This window comes from Flavobacterium turcicum, from assembly GCF_011365745.1.
GTDB classification, from domain to species: Bacteria; Bacteroidota; Bacteroidia; order Flavobacteriales; family Flavobacteriaceae; genus Flavobacterium; species Flavobacterium turcicum.
Genome location: NZ_JAAOBY010000006.1, coordinates 208,410 through 224,723 on the forward strand (window position 1 = coordinate 208,410; position 16,314 = coordinate 224,723).

14 protein-coding genes and 1 other RNA gene are annotated in these 16,314 nt (G+C 35.1%); 6 read left to right on the forward strand and 9 right to left on the reverse strand.

What is annotated here, in order from left to right; translation table 11 throughout:
- Window positions 1-46: 46 nt before the first annotated feature.
- Window positions 47-1,804 carry an ABC transporter ATP-binding protein gene (locus G9Q29_RS11710; protein WP_166137520.1) on the reverse strand — a complete coding sequence of 586 codons (1,758 nt, stop codon included), beginning with the start codon at window positions 1,802-1,804 and terminating at the stop codon, window positions 47-49.
- A 159-nt stretch (window positions 1,805-1,963) separates the two neighbouring features.
- A complete protein-coding gene (truA, locus tag G9Q29_RS11715; protein WP_166137523.1) occupies window positions 1,964-2,704 on the reverse strand; it encodes a tRNA pseudouridine(38-40) synthase TruA in 741 nt (246 codons plus the stop codon).
- Between the two features lie 240 nt (window positions 2,705-2,944).
- Between truA and G9Q29_RS11720 the strand changes: the two genes are divergently transcribed.
- Window positions 2,945-3,442: a metallophosphoesterase family protein gene (locus G9Q29_RS11720; protein ID WP_166137526.1), complete on the forward strand. Its 498-nt coding sequence runs from the start codon at window positions 2,945-2,947 to the stop codon at window positions 3,440-3,442.
- Here G9Q29_RS11720 and G9Q29_RS11725 read toward each other — a convergent pair.
- The 3 genes from G9Q29_RS11725 to G9Q29_RS11735 form a co-directional block, all read right to left on the reverse strand.
- The gene (locus tag G9Q29_RS11725) at window positions 3,417-5,141 is read right to left on the reverse strand and encodes a tetratricopeptide repeat-containing sensor histidine kinase (protein ID WP_166137529.1); all 1,725 of its coding nucleotides are present in this window, start codon (window positions 5,139-5,141) and stop codon (window positions 3,417-3,419) included. The two genes, G9Q29_RS11720 and G9Q29_RS11725, sit on opposite strands and share 26 nt — an antisense overlap.
- A 50-nt stretch (window positions 5,142-5,191) precedes the next feature.
- On the reverse strand, window positions 5,192-5,851 hold the full coding sequence (locus tag G9Q29_RS11730) for a response regulator (protein WP_166137532.1): 660 nt from the start codon (window positions 5,849-5,851) through the stop codon (window positions 5,192-5,194).
- Between the two features lie 237 nt (window positions 5,852-6,088).
- The gene (locus tag G9Q29_RS11735) at window positions 6,089-6,499 is read right to left on the reverse strand and encodes a DUF4293 domain-containing protein (protein ID WP_166137535.1); all 411 of its coding nucleotides are present in this window, start codon (window positions 6,497-6,499) and stop codon (window positions 6,089-6,091) included.
- A 187-nt stretch (window positions 6,500-6,686) separates the two neighbouring features.
- Here G9Q29_RS11735 and rho point away from each other — a divergent pair, with 187 nt between their 5' ends.
- Window positions 6,687-8,468, forward strand: coding sequence for a transcription termination factor Rho (gene rho, locus G9Q29_RS11740; RefSeq protein ID WP_166137538.1), 1,782 nt, complete (start codon window positions 6,687-6,689; stop codon window positions 8,466-8,468).
- Between the two features lie 95 nt (window positions 8,469-8,563).
- Here the strand turns inward: rho and G9Q29_RS11745 are convergent, their stop codons facing one another.
- A complete protein-coding gene (locus G9Q29_RS11745; RefSeq protein WP_166137540.1) occupies window positions 8,564-9,817 on the reverse strand; it encodes a DEAD/DEAH box helicase in 1,254 nt (417 codons plus the stop codon).
- A 113-nt stretch (window positions 9,818-9,930) separates the two neighbouring features.
- Window positions 9,931-10,959, reverse strand: coding sequence for a formimidoylglutamase (locus G9Q29_RS11750; protein WP_166137542.1), 1,029 nt, complete (start codon window positions 10,957-10,959; stop codon window positions 9,931-9,933).
- A gap of 105 nt (window positions 10,960-11,064) precedes the next feature.
- On the opposite strand from G9Q29_RS11750, the gene G9Q29_RS11755 reads away from it, so the two are divergent.
- Window positions 11,065-11,949: a hypothetical protein gene (locus tag G9Q29_RS11755; RefSeq protein ID WP_166137545.1), complete on the forward strand. Its 885-nt coding sequence runs from the start codon at window positions 11,065-11,067 to the stop codon at window positions 11,947-11,949.
- Window positions 11,950-12,003: 54 nt separating this feature from the next.
- Here G9Q29_RS11755 and hutI read toward each other — a convergent pair whose 3' ends face one another.
- Entirely contained in the window at window positions 12,004-13,242 is a 1,239-nt protein-coding gene (gene hutI, locus G9Q29_RS11760) for an imidazolonepropionase (RefSeq protein ID WP_166137548.1), read from the reverse strand.
- A 6-nt stretch (window positions 13,243-13,248) separates the two neighbouring features.
- Complete coding sequence (locus tag G9Q29_RS11765) at window positions 13,249-14,325, reverse strand: glutaminyl-peptide cyclotransferase (RefSeq protein WP_166137551.1); 1,077 nt, start codon at window positions 14,323-14,325, stop codon at window positions 13,249-13,251.
- A gap of 88 nt (window positions 14,326-14,413) precedes the next feature.
- On the opposite strand from G9Q29_RS11765, the gene ffs reads away from it, so the two are divergent.
- The 3 genes from ffs to G9Q29_RS11780 all read left to right on the forward strand — a co-directional run bounded on the left by ffs (window position 14,414) and on the right by G9Q29_RS11780 (window position 16,268).
- Window positions 14,414-14,511: signal recognition particle sRNA small type (gene ffs / locus G9Q29_RS11770), an RNA gene on the forward strand.
- Window positions 14,512-14,608: 97 nt separating this feature from the next.
- Complete coding sequence (locus G9Q29_RS11775) at window positions 14,609-15,412, forward strand: SDR family oxidoreductase (protein ID WP_166137554.1); 804 nt, start codon at window positions 14,609-14,611, stop codon at window positions 15,410-15,412.
- Window positions 15,413-15,422: 10 nt separating this feature from the next.
- Window positions 15,423-16,268 (forward strand): hypothetical protein, encoded by an 846-nt coding sequence (locus G9Q29_RS11780; protein WP_166137557.1) that lies wholly within the window; start codon window positions 15,423-15,425, stop codon window positions 16,266-16,268.
- Window positions 16,269-16,314: the final 46 nt, after the last annotated feature.

Here is a 16,314-nt window from a genome sequence, read left to right on the forward strand (position 1 = left end):
TGCTTATGTGTTATAGTAACAATATTTTCAAGTAAATGTAAGGATTTTATTTGTATTCAGAAACAAATTGCGATTCGTATAAGTTTTTGTAATAACCACTTTCGCGATTAATTAGTTCTTGATGAGTACCTTGCTCTACGATTAATCCTTTATCCATCACTACAATTTTATCAGCGTTGACAATAGTTGCTAATCGGTGCGCAATAACAATAGAGGTACGACCTTTGGTAATAGTTTCGGTCGCACGTTGAATCAATTCCTCAGAGTAAGTATCAATAGAAGATGTGGCTTCGTCAAGAATTAAAATACTTGGGTTGCTTACATAAGCTCTCAAGAACGCAATTAATTGGCGTTGACCTGAAGATAACATTACACCACGCTCCTTAACATCAAAATCATAATTATCAGGTAGACTCATAACAAAGTCATGAACCCCAATTTTTTTGGCGGCAGCCAATACTTGTTCGCGATCAATTTCCGGGCTATGTAAGGTAATATTATTAAAAATAGTATCTGCAAAAAGGAAAACATCCTGCAAAACCACTGCTATTTGCTTTCGTAATGAACCCAAAGTATAGTTCTCTATATTTTGATTGTCAATATAAATCGAACCACTATTGATTTCGTAAAAACGATTCAATAAATTAATAATAGTCGATTTTCCTGCTCCAGTTGATCCTACAATGGCAACTGTTTGGCCAGCTTGCACTTCAAGATCAATGCCTTTGATTACTTCTTCTTCCGGAATGTACCCAAAACGAACTTTGTTAAAAGTGATGGCACCATTAAAAGTAGGTGCTTCAATAACACCAGTATCTTGTATTTGATCTTGCGTATCTAAAATGTCAAAAACACGGTTGGCTGCAATCATACCCAATTGCATTTCGTTGAATTTATCAGCAATTTGACGCAACGGATTAAATAACATACCAATAAACATCGTGTACGAGAATAAATCTCCAAATGTGGTAAAGTTATCTCCGTTTAAGATTTTGATTCCACCATAAAGCACAATAAAACCGAGTGTCAATGATGAAATAATATCAGCAATAGGGAAGAAGATAGAGTTGTATAAAATGGTTTTAATCCACGCTTTTTTGTGTTTGTCGTTGATTTCTTTGAAGTTTTCGGATTCAATATTTTCTCTATTAAAGAGCTGAACAATCTTCATTCCAGTAACGCGCTCTTGCACGAAGGAATTCATATTGGCAATTTGAGTACGCACTTCTTCAAAGGCAACCTGCATTTTTTTCTGAAAAATACGAGTGAAAAACACCAAAATAGGCATAGCAACAATAACAATCCAAGTCAATGTCCAGTTCATATAAAACATGAAACCTAACACGACTACCATTTTCATCAAGTCGCTAATAATCATAAACAAACCTTGACTAAAAATACGTGCAATAGACTCAATATCAGATACACTTCGCGTTACCAACTGCCCAACAGGAACGTGGTCAAAGTATTTCATTCTGAAACTTAAAATGTGTTGAAACAATTTGGTACGAATGTCTTTTACAATATCTTGCCCGAGCCAGTTGGCCCAAAATACAAAGTAAAATTGTGAAAAGACTTCCAGTAACAACACGATTCCCATCAAGGTTACGTACAACAGCAAGCCTTTTAGATCTTCGGTTGCAATATATGCATCAACGGTTTGCTTAAGCAAATACGGCCGTAATGCGGCAAAAATGGAGAGTGAAATGGCAAATATTATAACGCCATTAAAACGCCATTTGTATGGTTTTGTAAATTTTAAAATGCGACTAAACAGTCGGGTATCAAATGCTTTTGCTTTCATATTTTTTTTGGAGCTATTTACTTCGTCAATTCGCTTTGCTCGTGTCTGCTATTCGTTTCAAATATAATTCACTGAACTCCTATGTAAATAAAAGTTAAGTGAAGTAATCTTTTATGTTTTTTACCAAAAAACATAAAAGGATTTTCACTGCTATCAGGGCTATTGCTTAATATAATCGTATTCTATTTGGGTTAAAAACAACCCATGTGCCGGTACCGAAAATCCAGCTTTATCTCGGTTTTTACTTTCGATTATTGCTGAAAAATCAGCAAGTGTTATTTTGTGTAATCCAACGTTTACCAAGGTTCCTACTATGGCGCGAACCATGTTGCGTAAAAATCGATTGGCCGAAATGGTAAAAACCAAATGACCATTGTTTGCGGTCCAATAGGCTTCAAAAACAGTACAATCAAATGTATTAACATCGGTGTTTACTTTCGAAAAGCATTGAAAATTATTGTGCACAAGCAAAATTTGCGCCGCTTGATTCATTAATTCTACATCAAGTGCTTGATGAAAATACCAACTTTGCTCTTGCAAAAAGGCATTTTTAAATGTGTTAATGTGGTATTCGTAGGTACGTTTACTAGCATCAAACCTGCAATGAGCGTCATCATGAACTAACTGTACGGCATAAATGACAATATCCTTAGGCAAATACGAGTTGAGTTTATGAACTAAAGATGGCTCGTTTATTGGAGTATCAAAGTCAAAATGGGCATACATTTGGGTGGCGTGAACACCAGTATCCGTGCGGCCCGCTCCCATAACGCTAATGGCTGTGTTTAATACTACCGAAAGTGCTTTGTTGAGCGTTTCTTGAACAGATGCTGCATTGGGCTGGATTTGCCAACCGTGATAATGCGTGCCATTGTAGGCGAATTTGATAAAATACCTCAATTCTTTTTTTTTGAAAGCACAAAGATACTTATTAATTTTTGCGCTAGGAAGTAGCAAAGACCCAAAGTTTGTTAAGATTAGTTTAGTCGTTCTTATTGACCGAATAATGGCTATTTTTACCGAAAATTCTAGCCCAGATAGCAGCGGTATCTCCCGATTTTAAAAAACAAGGCTTTTTTGCCGTAGTTTTTTGATCGGGAATAAAGCGGATAGCTGGAAAAAGCTCCTAAATATAAAACATTGAAAAAAATACTTTTACTTTCGGATACGCACAGTCATGTTGATGATGTTATTTTAAAATATGTGGCGCAAGCTGATGAAGTTTGGCATGCTGGTGATATTGGCAATTTAGCAGTAACGGATACAATTAGGGAATTAAAACCCTTGCGTGCCGTGTACGGAAATATTGATGATGCCAAAGCGCGTTTGGAGTTCCCATTGCACCAGCGTTTTTTGTGTGAGGATGTGGATGTTTGGATCACGCATGTTGGCGGTTATCCGGGTAAATACAGCGCGGCAATCAAATCAGTTTTGGCAACCAATCCCCCTAAGTTGTTTATTTGCGGGCATTCGCATATTTTAAAAGTGATGTTTGATAAGCAGTTTCAGGTATTGCATTTAAATCCGGGTGCTGCAGGTAAAAGTGGTTTTCATCAAATGCGTACGATGCTACGTTTTGTAATTGACGGAGCAGCTATCAAGGATATGGAAATTATTGAGTTGGGTAAACGGGGTTAGTTTTCTTTTTTTGGTAAGCAATTGGAATTTGCAATTGAATACTCGAGCCGTTGTTTAATTTTGAGTCGATAATTATAGAACCTTTCAAATTATTGATACGTGCTTTAATTTGGTTGATTCCAAAGCCTTCTAACACTTGAAAGTTTTTTGAGTCGAAGCCTTTGCCGTTGTCTTTTAAGTTGATGTGCAGCGCTTGATTAATTTCCTCAATTTCTAGTAGTGCTTGATTGGCTTCACTATGTTTGATGATATTGTTTGTTAGTTCCATTACAATATAGTAGATCTTTATTTCAAACTCTTCGTGGTAGCGTCTGTCATGGGTTGTTGCCGAATTGAATTTAAATTCTAGAATTGGGCTCGAGTTTTTTTCACACAAATCTTCTAGTGCGTCAAAAAGTCCGAAACGAGCGAGTAGAGACGGCATAAGTTCATGTGATAAATCGCGTACTTGGTCGTGTGCATTGTCTAAAATTGCTTTTGTTTTTCTTATTTCTGGGGACGGAATAGGATTTTGTATCAAAAAAGCTTGTAACTGCATCCCAGCAGAAGATAGTAAAGCACTAATATTATCATGTAAAAAGGAGGCGATTTTTTTGCGCTCCAATTCTTGCCCGTTTATGGATGCGTTGATGATGTTTTCTTGCACCTTACTTTTTAAATCTTTGAGTTTGTTTTTGTGCTTGAGTTTCGAATTTTGTGCCCAAATATAAAAAAGTAGTGATAGTAACAACACAATTATGACAACCACAATGACTATTTTTTTATTTCGATCTTGCTCTTTTAAAAGTTTAATCTTTTGATCCTCATATTGGTTTTCAATTTTATCTATTTCTCTTTTGTATTCGTCAATTTGCAAATTGATACCAGCCACATTGGCCTTGTTTAATTTTTCTTCGTTGTTGAGTTCTTCAGTAATTTGGTTGTATCGAGCTAAGTTGAGGTAAGCATTTTTATAATCACCAACTGATAAAAGGAATTTTGAGTACTCATTATGAGAATATGATAAATCTGATTTTTCGTTTCCTGCAAGACCTTCCTTAATTGCTTTTTGAAAAAATTGGTGTGCTTCCTTAGTGTTTTTTAGCGAAGCCTGATACATACCATTGAGCATGTTTAATGCCACCGTAGTTGATATGTCGCCATGTTTGGGATGGTGTTTGTTGATGTAATCTAAATGAGGTGCGCCTTGGTTAAAATTGCCAATATCAAAGTACGCCCAAGTGATATTTAATTTGGTGAAAACAATTTGTGCTGAGTCTTTTAACTTCAGGCTGTATGACAAGGATTTTTTGTAATGATAAATTCCTTTTTTGTATTCTTTTTTATCAAAACAATAGATGTTGGCAAGGTTGTTATGAATCCAATTTTTTAAAACATCATTATTAGTTTTGTTGGCATAAGTTAGACCTTGATTATAATAGTAAAAAGCCTTGTCAAACTCTGAAAGTTGATCAAAATTAGCAGCAATAGTATTGTAACAACTAGCTATTAAATTATCGTTTTTCAATGCAATAGCTTGACTTAATGCTAATCTTGATTGAACCAGAGATTGTTCAAAATCTCCTTTTTTCATCAGCTCATTAGCTTGTTTTGCTAGGGCTGCAGTTTTGTTGTTAAGGGTTGGATTAGGGTGTGCAAGTGTTGTATTTATACTACTGAGATAAAATGTGATCAACAATACAAATTGAGGTAACAGCATGGCAATTGGTTTTGTAAAAAAAGGTGATAAGAGAAAAAGTGGTTGTAGTGTTATTGAATTAGTTTTCTCTTTAATGCATATTTTACTAAGCTAATAGAGTTTTTTGCATCTAATTTTTTCATTATATTTTTACGATGTGTTTCAACTGTATTGACGCTAATAAAAAGTTGTTCGCTAATTTCTTTTCCGCTAAACTCAAGTGCAATGAGTGTAATTATTTCTCTTTCTCGCTCAGTTAAGTTATCATCATCTTTAGTTTCAAAGATTGATGCTTTAGCTAGATCTTTGGTTGCAGAGGTAAAAATCTTTTCGCGAACGGCCTTACAAAAATATTCTTCTCCGTCTAGTACAGCGCCAATTGCTTCAATGATATGCTCGCCTGCACATTTTTTGGTCAAAAAACCTTTTGCTCCCAATTTCATGACTTCTTTAATTATTCGCAGGTCGTCATGGCTTGATAAAACAATTACCTTGCAAGGAAATCCTTTAGCATTGAATTCTCTTATAACTTGCACACCGTCTGTTTCGGGCATGTTTAAATCGAGAACTAATAAATCTGCTTGATTGTCAATTACCTCTTGGTATAAGTTGCTTCCGCTTAGTGATGTACCTACTACTTGTAAATTAGAATGGGTGTGCAATAATGTTTTAATTCCGTCAATTAAAATTTGGTGGTCATCGGCAAGGTGAATACGGACTTTGTGAAGCATGTGGAAGTTCTATGAATCAAATTTATGAAAAAAATACTAAGTTTTTAATTTATTAAGAACTTTATTATCATTTTCTTTTTCTTTAGAACTATAAGAATGTTTTTACTCTTCTCTTTTTTGAAAAATTTAAAGAGGCTAAAGTGATTTATTTGTTATTAATGGTAAAATAGGAGTACAAAAAAACCCGAATGATTAAATTCGGGTTTCCTTCGCACTAATAAATTAAAATTTATAGGTTTATCTCAATCGGTCCACAGATTTTACAAGATCTTCGTCCTTCTTGATGGCCTTATTAGCAAGGGCTAATAACACGATAGCTGCGACAGGCAGAAACATCCCAATACCTTTCTCAGAAACAGCAGTTTCTCCAGATACACTTAGTGAGCGATAAACAAATAATCCTAATAAAATCAAATTTAATATCATATTCAATCTGCCTAACACAAATTGATTTTGTCTTTTTTTATAGGAAAGGATACTAAAAACCGAAAGTGTCGTACTTAAACCAAGAAGAACAGTGTATACTTGACTTTGCATAAAGTAAAAAGGAGTTCCATCAGTTCCTTTCCAAAGAGGAATGAAAAAAACCAAAACACCCGTTACAACAAATGCTAAAAATAAATAAACAGTTTGAATTCTTTGTATCATTTTGTGGTCATTATCTGTTACAAAAATATATTTTCTTTTTTAAAAATACTATTGTATGCTTAATTTTTATTCGTATTATTGCATCAAAATACCGTAAGCACTTCATACTGCGGTTCATTCATTATACGATTACTACCTATCCTTACAGTATTCCCAACACAAAATTAATTAAACTCCAAGAACTTTCATGTTTGATATTTCTGCATTAAAACAAATGAAGCTTACCGAGCTTCAACAAATAGCTAAGGCCGCTAAAACTATTAAATTTAACGGTGTTAAAAAAGAAACATTAATTAGTCTTATTTTAGATTTTCAAGCAAGTGCTGCTCCAGTTGCTATTGAAAACAACAAGGGAGAAGTTAAGGAAGATAATAAGTCAAAAAGAGTACGTATTGTACCTACAAAAAATCGAGATGGTGAAGAGGGAGCTGAATCTGAACCAAATCAGCAAACAATTGACCGCATTGAAGCAGTTCCAGTAAAAGCTGAAACTGAAGAAACCAAAGATGAAACGATTGGTATTGAAAGTACACCTACTGAAAAGAAAATAGGTAAGGTTATAAAATTCAATAAATCAGCTTACGAGAAAAAAATAGCTTTAAAACAAAAGAAAGGCGATCGAGACAAACCTATTAATGAGGTTGAAAATACTTCGGTTGAAATAGCTGAGGAGAAAGCTGAGGCGCCAGTTGCTCCAAAAAAAATAAATCCGAATCAGTTGAATAAATCAAATGGAAACCAGAACGGAAATTCTAACGGAAACCAAAATAACAACGCGAACGGAAATCAAAACGGGAATCAAAACCCAAATTTCAAAAACAAAAAAAACAATTTTGCTTCTTCAGATTTTGAATTTGATGGAATCATAGAAAGTGAAGGAGTTTTAGAAATGATGCCTGATGGTTACGGATTTTTGAGATCATCAGATTATAATTACTTGGCTTCGCCAGATGATATTTACCTTTCTACTTCACAAATTAGACTTTTTGGTTTAAAAACGGGTGATACAGTAAAAGGTGTGGTTCGTCCTCCGAAAGAAGGAGAAAAGTTTTTTCCATTAGTACGTGTTTTGAAAATCAATGGTCACGATCCTCAAGTAGTGCGTGATCGTGTTTCGTTTGAACATTTAACTCCAGTTTTTCCTTCTGAAAAATTCAAATTAGCTGAGAAGCAAAGTACTATTTCTACTCGTATCATTGATTTGTTTTCTCCAATAGGGAAAGGGCAACGTGGTATGATTGTGGCGCAGCCGAAAACAGGTAAAACCATGTTATTGAAGGAAATTGCTAATGCCATTGCAGCAAATCATCCTGAAGTTTATTTAATTGTTTTATTAATTGACGAGCGCCCTGAGGAGGTTACGGATATGCAGCGCAGTGTACGAGGTGAAGTAATTGCCTCAACATTTGATCGTGAGCCGCAAGAGCATGTGAAAATTGCCAATATTGTTCTCGAAAAATCAAAACGCTTGGTAGAATGTGGTCATGACGTAGTTATTTTGCTTGATTCGATCACTCGATTAGCACGTGCGTACAACACAGTGCAGCCTGCATCTGGAAAGGTCTTAAGTGGTGGTGTTGATGCTAATGCTTTGCAAAAACCAAAACGTTTTTTTGGAGCTGCTAGAAATGTAGAAAATGGCGGTTCGTTAAGTATTATTGCTACTGCATTAACTGAAACTGGCTCTAAAATGGACGAAGTAATTTTTGAAGAATTCAAAGGTACGGGTAACATGGAGTTACAATTAGATCGTAAAATTGCCAACAAACGTATTTTTCCAGCTATTGATTTGACTTCATCAAGTACAAGACGTGATGATTTGTTACTGGATCAAAAAACATTACAACGCATGTGGATTATGCGCAAATACCTATCTGATATGAATCCTGTTGAAGCAATGGATTTTATTAATGATCGTTTCAAAAAAACTAAAAACAATGAAGAGTTTTTGATTTCAATGAATGATTAAAAGCTACTATCTGATTTTGATATAATTACAATCAAAAAAGCCTCAAATTAATTAATTTCAATTGAGGCTTTTTTGATTTATTGTCTAAATATTTTTTAATACCAACGTTTCTTGTTTTGTTTAGAACCTGCTGATTTTCTGGATTTATGAGCGCCACCGCTTCTGTTTGAATTTTTTGGCTTGCTTCCCGCTGCAGCGTCAGGACTTCCTGAATGCCATTGAAACTGATGGTCAGTTACTGTTTTAACATCAACTTTTATAAGTTTTTGAATGTCTTTCCAATACGGATGTTCGTCTTTGCCACAAAAAGAAATAGCAATTCCGCCATTACCTGCGCGTCCTGTACGTCCAATTCGGTGTACGTAGGTTTCTGGAATATTCGGTAAATCAAAGTTTATAACTACCGGAAGCTGTTCAATATCAATTCCACGAGCGGCTATATCAGTTGCTACTAAAACGCCAATTTCTTTGTTTTTAAAAGCATCAAGTACTCTTTGTCTGGCGTTTTGCGATTTATCACCATGAATAGCTTCGGCAGCGATATTGTTTTTATTTAATGCTTTTACAACATTATCAGCACCGTGTTTTGTTCTTGAAAAAATGAGTACATCGGTTAAATTCTCGCTTTTAATCAAGTGATAGAGTAAATTTCTTTTTTCGCCTTTTTCAACAAAATACACGCGTTGCTCTACATTTTCGGCAGTTGAAGATATAGGTGAAACGGTAACGGTAGCAGGATCAGTTAAAAACAATTCAGCTAGTTCTCTAATTGCAATTGGCATTGTGGCCGAAAAGAATAGTGTTTGTCTGTTCTTTGGCGTGAGTTTCACAATTTTTTTGACATCATTTACAAAACCCATATCTAACATTTGATCTGCCTCGTCTAGTACTAAAGTGTGTAAATGATCTAGATCTATAAAACCTTGTTTGTGTAAATCAAGTAAGCGGCCTGGCGTTGCAATAAGTACATCAATACCGTTTTTTAAAGTGTCAACTTGCGGGTTTTGTGAAACACCACCAAAAATGGTTAGCTGAGTTAAATTGGTGTATTTGGCATAAGTGTCAAAACTCTGTCCTATTTGCACTGCTAGTTCGCGAGTTGGTGTAACGACTAATGCGCGAATTTGTTTGGCTTTTTTTGAAGACCCAACAATTCGGTGTAATTGGTGAATAATAGGTATAGCAAATGCAGCTGTTTTTCCGGTTCCGGTTTGCGCACAACCAACTAAATCTCGGCCTGATAAAATAATAGGAATGGATTGCTCTTGAATAGGAGTAGGGTTGAGGTAACCTTCTTCAAAAACGGCTCTTTGTATGCTTTTGGATAATGATAATTCTTCGAATAACATAAATTATAAATTAATAAATCTTGCAAGAAGTACAAGATTGGAGCTGCAAAGATAGTTTATTTATTGTTTGGGTTTCTGCACTCCCATTTTATGTTATGCTTTGGTTTATTGTCTTATTGATTTGCTTTTATAAAATCAGTTACTAAATAACCAATAAGTTTTCCAATTAAGTGGTTATTTAATTCTTCTCCTAAGTCAGGAGCACCCTCGCAAATATGCAAGTATGCAGCATTTTTATTCTTTGCAAAAAAGGAAATAAATTGGCGCAATTGTTCAACTGAAAAACCACTAGTTGTCATGGCGCTACAAGCTATATTAGGTAAAGAGTCAAGATCGATTTCAATACCAAAGTGGTTGTCATCGATGAACTCTAAGGCAGCTTGCATTTCTTGTCTGAAGTCTTTTTCGCCTCGAATAGAAATACTGTCATAGGTAGTGTATCGAACTCTATTTTCAAGTTTTTTGATAATGTCTAATACATTTTTTGAAGTGTAATTTTCATGTAATCCAAAGATGAAATACTTTTTCAGGAAACCTTCTTCGTAGGCATAGGAAAATCCGTTGCCGCTGTGGCGACCTTCTAAGATTCTAAAATCAGAGTGCGCATCAAAATTAATTGCGTTAATAGGTTTTCCTTTTGCGAGAGCGGTACCTTTTATATTACCGTAAGAGTTGTTATGGCCGCCACCAATTACAATTGGTATTTTTCCTGAGCAAACAATATTAAATATAATGTGCGATACATCTTTGTCAATTTTTTGAACTAATTGACTGAGTTTTGAACGGTCATCGATATCATTAAAATCTAAAGAGGCAACATCTTTCATCAATTGTTTTACATCTAATGTGCCTAAAACCAAAATTTGATTTCCTTTACAAAATTTATTGTGCTGAATATTGGCAATGCTTTTTATAGCGCTTTCCCAAGCAGATGCAGCTCCGGGTCTGCCGTAGTTGGCACGTATGCCAATATCTTCAGGAATACCAAATAACACATATTTAGCCTCTGATTTTTTTAAAAACTCAAGCGTGTCATTCTGTTTTGGAATGGTAATCATTTTTTCCCCAAACTTTATTTCTCCACTGCGGTGGTTGGTTATTTTAGCAAGATCGTGAGAGGTAAACGGGATTATTTTTTCCATTAGAGAAATAAATTTTTCTCCAAAAATAATATAATTGTGTTAACATTCGTTAGTAGGTGATTATATATTGTTAAATTTGAAAAATAAATAAAAAATTAAATCGAGATGGAAAATCAAAAAAGCAATTCAAGTCTTAAAGCGATAGTAGCCATATTAGCACTTCTTTTAGTGGGAAGTTTGGTGTATATCTTTAAAATGACATCGGAAGCAGAAGTTGTACAAACAGAATTAAAAACAACTACGACTGAAAAAGAGTCTGTAATGAAAGACTTAGAAGAACTAAAAGCTACTTATGATGCGGCAATCGCTGAAAATACTTCAATGTCAGACGAACTGATTGTGGAGCGTGATAAGGTGGTTAATTTAATGGCAAGTTTATCAAAGTCGAAAGGTGACGTGGCAAGTTTGGCAAAATACAAAGCGCAATACAATACTTTGCAAGGCAACATGAAGGTTTTAATGGAGGAGAATGAAGCACTTAAAAAGGCTAATACTACTTTAACAGCGCAAAGAGATAGTACTGCAACTGTTTTGGGAGAGTCAAAAAAATACAATGAAACTTTAGTGGGACAAAACGAAGAATTATCTAAAGTGGTAGAAAAAGCTGCAAAACTGACTGTTTTAAATACAAGAGGATCTGCTTTTAAATTGAGAAGTAGTGGTAAAGAAATTTCTACTGAAAAAGCTAGTCGTGCTGATGTTTTAAAAATTAGCTACACTATTGCTGAAAATCAAGTGGCACAATCTGGCGCTAAAACTTACTTTGTTCAAGTTATTGACAGCAAAAACAATGTTCTTGGAGACAAGAAAACAGAAAACTTTGGAGAGAATTCGTTGACTTATAGTTTTGTGTCAAACATTAATTATGAGAACAAAACAGTTGATGTAACTGAAAACTTGAAAGGGAAAGATTTTCCAAAAGGTGTTTATTACGTTAATATTTTTGACAAAGATCAATTGGTTTCGAAAACTAGTTTTACTTTGAAATAATTCAAGGTAGGTAGTTTACATAAAAAAAAGAGGAATCAGTTGATTCCTCTTTTTTTATGAAATTATTTTTCCTTCAATAAAAACATTTTCTATCAAGTTACTTCCAAAAGAGTAAGGTAATTGGGCATAAGATGCAATGGGTTTAGTTACTATAAAATTGGCCTTTTTACCAATGGTAATACTACCGTGAGTATTGGATAAGTTCATTGCATAAGCTCCATTAATCGTTACGGCATTAATCGCTTCTTCGGGTGTCATTTTCATTTTGATACAAGCCGTTGCTACCACAAAGTTCATGTTCCCTGATGGAGTCGAGCCCGGATTGTAATCAGAAGCCAAAGCGAGTGCAAGTCCAGCATTTATTATTTCGCGAGCAGGCGTGTATGGAATGCTTAAGTAATACGAACAAGATGGTAATGCAACAGGCATCGTTTCGCTCTTTACTAGTGCTGCTATATCAGCTGGAGTAAGAACCTCTAAATGATCAACAGAAAGCGCATTATTATTGACTCCAGCTTGAATACCACCAATTGCAGTGAACTGGTTTACGTGAATTTTTGGTTGTAAGCCAAAAGAAATTCCTGCTTGCATGATTTGCTCGGTCTCTGAGACAGTGAAATAGCCCGTTTCGCAAAAAACATCAATGAAATCAGCCAATTTTTCTTTTGCAATAGTGGGCAACATTTCATTTATTATTAAGTCTATGTATTCTTCTCTGTTGTTTTTGTAAAGGGCAGGTATTGCATGAGCGCCCAAGAATGTGGCTTTTATGGCAATAGGACATGCTTTTTTGAGACGCTGAATCACTCGTAACATTTTCAACTCGCCTTCAATAGTTAAACCGTAACCCGATTTTATTTCGACCGCAGCTGTGCCCAAGTGCATGATTTCTTCTAAACGTTCCTTAGATTGTTCGTATAAATCGTCTTCAGAAGTTTGGTTGAGTTTGTTAGCAGAGTTTAAAATTCCGCCACCGCGTTGCGCTATTTGTTCATAGCTCAGTCCATTTATCCGATCTACAAATTCTTGAATGCGATTACCGGCATACACTAAATGCGTATGACTGTCGCACCAAGTAGGCAGAATCATTTTCCCAGAAACATCAACTATATTGTCAGGATTTATTTCTGGTAAGTCAACCATTGATCCAAAATCAACAATCAAATCATTTTCAATAACCAAAAAAGCATTTTGTATAGTTGGTAAAACGGCCATTTCTGAACCTGAAACCTTGGTGATTCCTGCGTCTCTGATTTGAATTAACTCTTTGATATTGGTAAATAGCGTGGTCATAAGTAATTATTCTGTTACTTTGATTTCGAACATTTTATCCCAGTTTTTACCGGTTACAAAAATAGTTTTAGTTTTTGGGTTGTAAGCAATTCCGTTTAGTACATCAGTATCTGGTAATTGCGTGATTTTCTTTTTTAAATCGGCTAAATTAATGATGGCTTCTACGGCTCCGTTTTTAGGGTTTATAACAGCTATAGCGTCTTTCTGGTACACGTTTCCGTAAATTTTTCCGTTAATCCATTCGAGTTCATTTACCGCTGCAACTTTAGAGTTTAGCGAGTAAACATGTATTTGATCAATTGGTTGAAAAGTAGCAGGGTTTAAAATATGAATGGTCTCTGAACTGTCTGTCATGTATAAGTTAGTCCCGTCATTCACCAATCCCCAACCTTCCATTTTTTTGTGGTAAGGAAAAGTTTTTTCTTTAGCAAAAGTGTCTGCATTGTATAAATACGCTTCGCCATTTTGCCAAGTTAATTGGTAAACTTTGTTGTTTAAAATGGTAATGCCTTCGCCAAAATATTGTTCTGCGAGTTCTACTTTTTTATACACTTCGCCGGTTTTGTAATTGGTTTTGCGTAAGCTAGAAATTCCTTTTACTCCCGTGCCGTTTCCTGCTCCATTTCCTGTTCCTTCGTATAAAGTATCGCGATAAAACTCTAAACCTTGGGTGTAGGCAGATGTGTCATGAGGGTAGGTGTTTACGATGGTATACTTTAATAATTTGGGTTGAATATCTGAAACTACTTCGATGCGAGTGGTTGCTTCAGTATTTTGTCCTTCAAAATAAACCAAGGCTTTAATGGTTTGGTAACCTAGTTTTTGGTCTTGTAATACTAGTGGCAGAGCTGTAGCATCTTTTTTGGTCGCTATTTTTTTATCGTTTACATAATAAACAATGCTGTCAATAGTTTTCTCTTCTTTGTTCATAAGGGCTAATGAAGCTGTTTCTTTTGGTGTGTATTGCTCTTTTAATTTGCTACTATCAAAGGAAAATAAAGTATTTGTATCTTTTTTTGTATCCCCACAGTTTGTTAATGCCATGCTTAATAAAATGACAGATAGGAAGTTATGTTTTTTCATGAGATCTATTTTTTGTTGAAGCAATATACAACGTTATTTTTGATAGGTAAAGCTCTTGCGAAAATATAAAAAGGTTGTATATTTGCACCGGCAAGTCCTACACGACCAGCTCCTGCAGACTCCCCCAGGATGGGAACATAGCAAGGGTACGTGGTTGAGCGGTGCGATGTAGGTCGCTTGCCATTTTTTATTTTATTTACTTTCCGAAATTCACTTCATTATATAGTCTTCCTTACGGAGGATTTTTTTATTTTTGGACCTTTCTAGCAACAACAAAATACCAATGAAAAAAGTAGTATTGATCACGGGCGCATCATCAGGAATTGGAAAATCAATAGGCGAATTTTTACATGAAAAGGGCTTTGTGGTGTTTGGAACTAGTAGAAATCCTAAAAATATTCAAAATTCTATATTTCCATTATTACAATTAGATGTCAGAAATGCCAATTCAATTCATGCGGCAGTTGCTGAGGTTATAAAGTTGGCTGGACGAATTGATGTAGTGATTAATAATGCCGGAGTTGGAATCACAGGTCCTTTGGAAGAAATTCCAATGGAGGAAATCAAAAATAACTTCGAGACTAATTTTTTTGGGCCAATTGAAGTAATGAAAGCCGCTTTACCGCAAATGCGAGCTCAAAAATCAGGTTTGATAATCAATATTACTTCTATTGCGGGCTATATGGGTTTACCATATCGCAGTATTTATTCGGCTTCAAAAGGAGCTTTAGAGTTGATAACCGAAGCTTTGCGTATGGAGGTTAAATCTTTTGGAGTACATATAACCAATGTGGCACCAGGAGATTTTGCTACCAATATAGCTTCTGGAAGGTATCATGCGCCTATAATTTCGGGTTCGCCTTACGAGGCTTCTTACGGCAAAACTTTGCAAACAATGGATACACATGTTGACAGTGGTAGCAATCCCAATCAAATGGCAGAAGCTGTCTATGCTATTATTTCTGCGCCAAGTCCGAAAGGACATTATAAGGTAGGTGCGTTTTTACAAAAATTCAGTATCGTACTCAAGCGAATCCTTCCTGACAAAGTGTACGAAAAAATACTAATGAATCATTATAACTTATAATTATTTAAATATGGTTTTAAAAAAAGCTCTTTTAATTATTCCGCTTTTCAGTGTAGCTGCGGCTGCCCAACAATTTAAAATTAATGATGTTACAACTCGCGCCTTAAAAAATACAAATAGTTTTGCATGCAATGATACAGCATCAGTAAAAGATACTATCAATAGTGGCCAAATTGTACAATCAAAAGCAAATTTTAATGAAAAGGAAGTAACGGCTGCTGTAGCAAAAAGTGAAAACTCTAAATTTTTGCTAATGGCTAATTTAGCAAAGAGTTGGAGAGTTGCTGCCTCGCCTGATAATTTAACTGCACAAGAAAAAAAATATTATAAAGAGTTGAAATCGGGGAGTAGTTATGATATTTCTGCTTATTATATTACTAACCAGAGCAATGGAGTAGGTTTAAAGTATAATGTATTTAGTTCAGATGCTGTACTGCGCAATCAAGTTATTGACATTGGTAACGGGAACTTCATTAGTGGAGATATTGCAGATAATATCAAAATAACATTTATTGGACCAACATTCATTATTTCGGATAACTTAAATGGCAAATTAGGAGAACCTAGTTTAGAACTAGCTTTAGGTTATATGGCTTATCGAAATGATGCTTCGATTGCGGGTAATCCAGTAAAAATTACTGGTGGTGACGTTGGAATTGTTGGTGGACTTGGATATCATTTTAAGGTGCGTCCTAATTTTTTGATAGGTCCTCAGTTTAATTTTGCAGGATCAGTTCTAAAAAAGTTAAAGTATACTTATGCAGATGGATCTACACAAACTATCAAACTCAATGAGGATGAGTATGAAAATTTATTAAGAATAGATTTAGCGATTGGAGCTAAATTCAGATTCTAAATTGTAGTTTTGCAACGGTTTCGCGTTAGTGATTGTAGCGGCATCC